Source organism: Coprothermobacter platensis DSM 11748, from assembly GCF_000378005.1.
Lineage (GTDB): Bacteria > Coprothermobacterota > Coprothermobacteria > Coprothermobacterales > Coprothermobacteraceae > Coprothermobacter > Coprothermobacter platensis.
Map to the genome: position 1 here is coordinate 1,347,702 of NZ_KB899040.1, position 7,270 is coordinate 1,354,971.

General features: G+C 43.0%; 7 protein-coding genes. All 7 read left to right on the forward strand.

The genetic code is table 11. The features are described from left to right. Nucleotides 1–58 precede the first annotated feature (58 nt). Nucleotides 59–1,144 carry a DNA polymerase III subunit beta gene (gene dnaN / locus D890_RS0107105; RefSeq protein ID WP_018963830.1) on the forward strand — a complete coding sequence of 362 codons (1,086 nt, stop codon included), beginning with the start codon at nt 59–61 and terminating at the stop codon, nt 1,142–1,144. Further along, on the forward strand, nt 1,141–1,332 hold the full coding sequence (locus D890_RS0107110; protein ID WP_018963831.1) for an RNA-binding S4 domain-containing protein: 192 nt from the start codon (nt 1,141–1,143) through the stop codon (nt 1,330–1,332). The genes dnaN and D890_RS0107110 overlap by 4 nt, the downstream gene beginning before the upstream one ends. Before the next feature lie 231 nt (nt 1,333–1,563). Continuing rightward, nucleotides 1,564–3,024: an MATE family efflux transporter gene (locus D890_RS0107115; protein WP_083916962.1), complete on the forward strand. Its 1,461-nt coding sequence runs from the start codon at nt 1,564–1,566 to the stop codon at nt 3,022–3,024. Between the two features lie 351 nt (nt 3,025–3,375). Next, nucleotides 3,376–4,998: an extracellular solute-binding protein gene (locus D890_RS0107120; protein WP_018963833.1), complete on the forward strand. Its 1,623-nt coding sequence runs from the start codon at nt 3,376–3,378 to the stop codon at nt 4,996–4,998. A 104-nt stretch (nt 4,999–5,102) separates the two neighbouring features. Then, nucleotides 5,103–6,023, forward strand: coding sequence for a carbohydrate ABC transporter permease (locus tag D890_RS0107125; RefSeq protein WP_018963834.1), 921 nt, complete (start codon nt 5,103–5,105; stop codon nt 6,021–6,023). 6 nt (nt 6,024–6,029) lie between these two features. After that, on the forward strand, nt 6,030–6,899 hold the full coding sequence (locus D890_RS0107130) for a sugar ABC transporter permease (protein ID WP_018963835.1): 870 nt from the start codon (nt 6,030–6,032) through the stop codon (nt 6,897–6,899). Between the two features lie 33 nt (nt 6,900–6,932). Next, the coding region (locus tag D890_RS07715; protein ID WP_040363500.1) for a glucodextranase DOMON-like domain-containing protein at nt 6,933–7,270 on the forward strand (338 nt) is incomplete at its 3' end.

Genomic DNA, 7,270 nt, shown 5'->3' on the forward strand with positions numbered 1-7,270 from the left:
AGAAAAAATTCATAGAACACATAAGGATTACTTACGAGTTACAGGGAGGTATATGCAGATGGCAATAACACTCGGTAAAGAAGAACTCATACAATCGTTGGACGCTGTACTGAAACATGTCCCTAAAAAAACAACGCAACCGGTTCTTTACAACATCCTTCTGGAAAGTACAGACCAGTATCTAAAAATCACTGGGACCGATATGAAAAGTGCACTATCTTACAAACTTTCTTTAGAAAACAGTACACCATTCAAAACTACAGTACCTGCAAAGTTTTTTAGCGATTTTATAAGAAAGGCACCAGGAAGTGATATACAGCTTTCCTTAGAAGAAAACGCCCTAACTGTTTCTTCAGCTACAGCATCGCTTAAATTATCAACACTTCCACCAGAAGATTATCCAGAGCTGGAAGTGCTGGAAGGCAACACGTTTACCATAGACAGTGCCACCTTAAAAAAAGCGGTTGATGCTGTGAAAAAGAATGTTTCAAAAGGAGAGCTCAGAAACCCGGTATTAGAAGGTATTTTGTTGGACGGTACAGAAGGTGTTTTGATAGCCGTTGGTACGGATGGCCACAGATTAGCTGCCTGCAAAACAGATATCCAGCTTACTGAAACGGCATGTTTGCCGGCAGATGTGCTTAGTGACGTATGCGACACATTGGTAAATACCGGGACGACAGCTTATGTCACCTTTGGAGAGGGAGAAGTTTCTTTTGAAAACGAAGTAATGTATGCGGTTGTGCGCACATTAGAAGGACAATTTCCTCCATGGAGAAGCGTTATACCAAAGAATGTAGAAACCAATGTGAGTTTGTCAAAGAAAACACTTAGTGATGTTCTTGACAGAGCTGGTATGTTGGCGAAAACGTACGATGACGCCGTTCGTTTGAGCTTTGAAAGTGATTCATTAGTGATTTCTGCTGAGGTACCAGAACTTGGCTCTTTCGTAGAAAGCATACCAGTAGAGAAAAATGGCGCCGACTTAAAAATTGCTTGTAACTATGCGTATTTACAGGATGTTCTTTCTGGCATAGAAGAAGATGGCGTCATGTTTGGGTTAACCAGCCCATTACATCCTATTGTTGTTAGGCCACAAGAATCCGAGCTTTATGTTGGCTTAGTAATGCCGATGAAAATATGATAGAACTACAACAGTTTCTAAAAATTGTTTTGAATATCTCTGGTGGTGAAGCGAAACACATCATACAAGAAGGGCTCGTCATGGTTAATGGCCAGGTGGAAACGCGCAGGTCGAAAAAACTATCCGGTGATGACGTTGTAGAAATAGAAGGTCAAAAATATAAGGTTTCAGATTTTCCACTGAAATAACAGAAGCAAGTATTCTGCTACAAGAAGTAAATCCAAAGGAGCAGTATGAAAATACTGCTCCTTTTTTGTAATCGCTCTTTCATACTTGCTTTGATATCTATTAAGCTGTTATTATGTAAATAGAACCTTATCCTTTGAAAGGCAAAATATTAAAAAGCAAAAATTGTTTTTTATAACGCTTTAGGCTAAGCGTTTCACTACATGAGGGGAGGTAATGAAAACTTGGATAAAATGGAAACATCAGAAACACCAGAGACACCGTCTGCAAAAGACGTATCCACGGAAGGCGAAGAAAAAAAAGAGAAAGAACTGCCTTCGTCATCGTCGCGTTTTTCTGTAAAAGAATTAGAAGCACACCCTGAATTACTAAACAGACAAGTATGGCAACTCGCTTGGCCTGCCATGGTAGAACTCATCTTAAGCACCCTCTTTGGCATGATTGACATGATAATGGTAGGTCGTTTGGAATATGGTACTCAGGCTATTGCGGCTGTGGGCCTAACGAACCAACCTACCATGCTTGCCATGGCTGTATTCCAAGCGTTAAATGTGGGAAGCACAGCTTTAGTAGCGCGCTTCTTAGGTGCTCAAGATATTAAGGATGCCAAAGCCACAGTGCGGCAGTCTTTAGTATTAGTTACCATTTTAGGTATCGCTATCACTGTACTGGGCTACATATTTGCCGGACCTGTGGTTCATTTTATGCGAGCAGAAGAAGATGTTTACCCTCTCAGTGTTAGCTATTTTCAGATAGTTTCCCTTGGGTGGTTATTTACAACGCTTTCTTTGAATATCGGCGCCATTCTCAGAGGTACGGGCGACACTATGACGCCTATGCGCTACAATCTCATTTCTAACTTGCTCAACGTGTTTGGCAACTATCTTCTCATTTATGGAAAATTTGGATTTCCAGAGTTGGGCGTTGCAGGAGCAGCGTGGTCTACAACCATATGTCGTGGCATTGCAGCTATTATGGCACTCCATGCCATTTTCAATAAAAAATGTATCGTTGGGGTTTCCATAAGAGACAATTACAAAATCGACAGGTCTTTGTTGGAAAGACTCATAAACATTGGTTTGCCTTCTGCTATGGAGCAGTTTATACTGCGTCTTGGACAGGTTTTCTTTGTAAGGACCGTAGCTGGACTGGGAACGGTTGTTTATGCGGCACATCAAACAGCTGTGAATATTTCCAACTTAACATTTACACCGGGTCAGGCTTTCGGTATGGCTGCTACCACCACTGTGGGTCAGAGTTTAGGCGCTGGTCATCCGGAGCTTGCCGAAAAAGCAGGACATGTAGCAAGGCGTATGGGTATGATTATCGCAATATCCATTGCTGTTCTGTTGTTCTTTTTTGGTTATGATATCGCCATGCTCTACGTTGACGACGCACATGTGGCGGCTGATGCGGCAAGGGCTTTGAAAATACTTGCTATTATGCAGCATATGCAGTCAACGCAGTTTATCTTAGCTGGCGCCCTCAGAGGTGCAGGGGATACGCGGTGGCCTCTTTATTCCACGACCATAGGTGTTTGGGGCATCAGAGTTGTATTAGCTCATGTGTTCGTGAACATTGTTGGCATGGGCCTCATAGGAGCCTGGCTTGCGCAGTTGTGTGACCAAACATTTAGAGCAGTATTTATTTACATAAGATATCGTTCAGGTGCATGGAAAAAGGTAAAAGTATAAATAAGCATCGTTACAAGCGGCTTTTTTCCATGTTTGTGTGTTATGGAAGATGATTCTTAGCATGCGCTAATGTGAAAGGGACATTGAGGTCCGTTGCCATGAATGCCTATGGCATTTGTGTTTTGAGTGCCATAATATCTCTGAAATGTGCGCTGGTAGGTACTGCCCGCTTATGTGCAGGTTTGTCTGCCAAAATGGAACATTCAGACTAAATTTATCGTGGTGTTTCATCAATACGCGTATTTTACAGGCCTTCTGATATAAGTTAATTTATTGTTATTAACATAAAATGTAATTATCTTAAAGTATGGTATAAATTTAACGTATAAACATTTTGAGGGAGGTTGTGATATGAAAAAAGTATTAAGTACAGTGCTTGTCGCCGTACTCATCTTAGGTTTTGCAGTAATTGTACCTGCTAACGCTCAAACAAATAAATTGCTCGAACTCTATATAGGAGAACCAACCGCTTACGTGAATGCATCCGCAGTCAAACTTGATTCCGCGCCGGTCATACAGAACTCAAGGACGCTCGTACCTTTAAGGTTTGTAAGCGAGCAGATGGGTGCAAAGGTAACGTGGAACAGTGCGAAGCGTCAAGTTACCATCGTAGATGGTTCTAAGACCATTGTGCTCACCATCGACTCAAACAAAGTATCCGTAAACGGTAAGACGGTAACCATAGATGCACCTGCAAAGATCATTAGCAGTCGTACTGTGGTTCCTGTAAGATTTGTTTCAGAACAGTTGGGTTACAAGGTGAAATGGGATCCTGTTAGCTCCAGAGTGCTTGTTTCCAACTTTGATACCAGCATTCCAGTTAATAAGAACGTAAAAGGTACTATTACCGTTTGGCATGGTTGGGGCTTGGGAACAGCAGAAGCCGATGCTTTGGATAAAGTCATAGCTGAGTTCCAGAAAGCTTATCCGAATGTCATCGTCAATGAAGTACCTGTGGACTTTAACAATCTGCAGAATAAATTCCTTACAGCAGCACCTCAGGGTCAAGGTCCGGATGTTGTCATAGGACCTCACGACTGGATAGGCCAATTTGCAAAAACTGGTCTTATCGACCCCATAAACATTTCCAGCTTAACGCTGAGGGCTAACTACATCACTACTGCTGTAGAAGGTGAATCTTATTCTGGGAAAGTATATGGTTTACCTGAATCAGTAAAATCCGATGCTTTGTTCTACAACAAAACCTTTGTGCAAACGCTGCCTACATCCATAAACGATCTGCTCAATGCCAATCAGAAGTACCCCGTTTCTGGTGGCAGCCCACTGGTATTCGATGCAGGCAATTTCTATCATGAAGGATGGCTGCACTTTGGCCTCGGTGGTGGCATCTTCAATGGAACCAATTATAAAGATGTTTCACCAATAAAGAATGCTGGTGCCGTAAAAGCTTTCCAGGCACTTCTTGATATGAAGACCAAAGGCGTTATGCCAGCAACATTGCCTGACTATGGCACAGCTATGAGCTTATTTACAAATAACAAAGCTGCATTCTTCGTTACAGGACCTTGGGAATATGCCAACCTGAAAAAAGCGTTGGGTGATAAGATGGGCGTCATGGTTATCCCTGGTGGGAAGCCATTCGTTACTATTGAATCTACCATGCTTTCTAAATATGCGAAGAACAAGGACGCCGCGCTGGAATTCATGAAGTTCCTTACCGGTGGTATCAATGGGCAGTCTTCTTACAATGCCGCTGCTTACTTAGGCAAGACGATAGGTCACGTGCCCGCATCCGTCAATGCTTACAGCGACAGCGGTGTGGCCAATGACCCAATTATTAAAGTATTCTCTGCACAGGCTGCGAAAGGTGTACCTATACCAAACGCACCTGAAATGCAAGCTGTATGGTCTGTCGTAAACCAGATACTGCCTACGGTTTATCAAGGAAAACTTACACCGGCAAACGCGGCAGCTCAAGCATATCAGCAAATTACGGAACAAATAAAGAAATAAAGCATAGTTAGAGCGAAGCAGCGGCAATCTCTGCGTACTGCTTCGCTCTTTAAACGCCTTATGAGTATGGACTTAGCGTTGAGAGGAAGAGAGGAACGTTCAATATGAGTAAAGTTAGAGAGTGGCTGACCGCTTATGGATTCATAGCTCCAGCCATGATAGCGATTCTGCTCATTTCTGTTTATCCCCTGGTTTTTGGCGTTTCCATTGCCTTCACCGATATGTCTGTCTTTAACTACCTCTCTCATGGTTATAAGTTCATCGGATTTGCCAATTTTTCTGAAATGCTTACGGACCCAGAGACATGGATCCTCACATACAGAACGGTTATTTGGACGGTCATAAACGTGTTTTTGCACGTTTCATTGGGTATCGCTTTTGCCATGCTTTTGTCAAAACCGTGGCTAAAACTCAAACCCATTTTTAGATTGATCTTAATTCTTCCCTGGGCTATACCTTCTTTTATTTCTATCCAAGTATGGCATGCCATGTTCAACGAACAATTCGGTGCTATAAACCAGCTTCTTACAATGATTGGCTTCCACGCTATTCCCTGGCTTACAAGCCCTACTTGGGCTTTCTTGGCGGTTATCATAACTAACGTCTGGCTCGGTGTACCGTTTATGATGCTCATTGCCTTAGGTGGTTTGAACTCCATACCCGAAGAAATACAAGAAGCCGCATACGTGGATGGTGCATCGCCATGGCAAACTACACGCTACATAATACTGCCCTTGCTTCTACGCACCATGGTTCCGGCTATTGTACTGGGCATCATTTGGACGTTCAACAAATTTGATGTAATTTACCTGATTACCCAAGGTGGTCCTCAAACCGTGGTAACGCTGGCTGGGCACCAGAAAGTCATGGGTGCTACCGACCTGCTCATAACAAAGATTTATAAAACAGCATTCCAGTATCCTAACTCTTGGGGCGCTGCGTCAGCATTGGGCTATTTGGTCTTCTTAGTGCTCTTGGCAATGTCCTTGCTCAATCTGCAAATCCAGAATTTTGTAAAGGAGTGATGCGCCGTGGCTCTGAAGCAGAAACCATCTTGGTTTGAAGTATTTTACACTTATGCTCTCATCATCATCGCTTGCTTAGCCGTTCTTTTTCCCATATACTGGATATTCACCACATCACTAAGACCTTTCGACATTCTTTCTACACCGAAGCTTGAACTATGGCCTAAGGGCGCCACCATATCCAATTACGTGAACATCTTCAAAGATAAGAACTTTTACATGGCTTTTATGAATTCTGTAAAGATATCCGTATTAGCGACCATCTTGGGTGTTGTTCTAGCTACGTTGGCGGCTTACGCGTTCAGCCGTTTTGAGTTTCCAGGCAAAGGTCCTTTTTACTATTACTACCTAATTTCTCAAATGTTCCCCAGCGTTGTGGGATTAATTCCGCTGTTTGTTATCTTCTTACGCATCGGATTACTCAGTGAAACGCCATTTTTGGGTATTGCGCGGGTTCACTGGGGGCTCATAATCATTTACGGTGCAGGCGGTTTGGCATTTTCTGTGTGGAACATGAAAGGGTTTTTCGATGCCATTCCCAAAGAACTTGATGAAGCAGCTATGATAGACGGTGCTGGATCTTTTACAATATTTTGGCGTATCATTTTGCCTTTGGCTACGCCGGGCATAGCCATAACAGCCCTGTTTATATTCATGGGCGCATGGCTCGAATTTGTAACGGCAATGACATTCTTAAGTAATCCCAAGCTTTACACGTTGCCATTGTGGATAAACCTTTCTATAAGTAATCCATTCGGCATACCATGGGCAAAATTTGCTGCTGCGTCCCTGGTTATCGCAGTGCCGGTAACACTGCTTTTCTTGTTCCTTCAGCGTTACTTGCTCAGTGGATTGCTTAGAGGGGCAATTAAGTAAATAAAACAATGTTAAATAGGAGGTGAGTTGTGTATGAAAAGATGGCTTGCAGGAATTGTGGTTTTGGTGCTTGCACTAACATGTGTTCCTTTTGCGGTGAAAGCTGAAGAAGCGGTACCTACCAGCTCCGCAGCAGTTTCAGATTTCACCATCAGCATCAGCGACCCTAAAGGTGACGATTATGGGCCAGGTTGGTACAAGTATCCCACCAACGCAGTGTTCAAAAAGGGTGACTTTGATCTGACAGGGTTTGAACTCAAATCAGCGGGAGATAACTACATAGCTACATTTGACGTAGCGAACTTGGACAATCCATGGGGTGGAAATGGTTTTAGCAAACAGACATTTTTCCTGTTTTTCAGCACAGCGAC

Bases quoted from the DNA above. Each gene is read 5' to 3' on its own strand.
- dnaN (WP_018963830.1), top strand. From the start codon at position 59: ATGGCAATAACACTCGGTAAAGAAGAACTCATACAATCGTTGGACGCT.
- D890_RS0107110 (WP_018963831.1), top strand. From the start codon at position 1,141: ATGATAGAACTACAACAGTTTCTAAAAATTGTTTTGAATATCTCTGGT.
- D890_RS0107125 (WP_018963834.1), top strand. From the start codon at position 5,103: ATGAGTAAAGTTAGAGAGTGGCTGACCGCTTATGGATTCATAGCTCCA.
- D890_RS0107115 (WP_083916962.1), top strand. From the start codon at position 1,564: ATGGAAACATCAGAAACACCAGAGACACCGTCTGCAAAAGACGTATCC.
- D890_RS0107120 (WP_018963833.1), top strand. From the start codon at position 3,376: ATGAAAAAAGTATTAAGTACAGTGCTTGTCGCCGTACTCATCTTAGGT.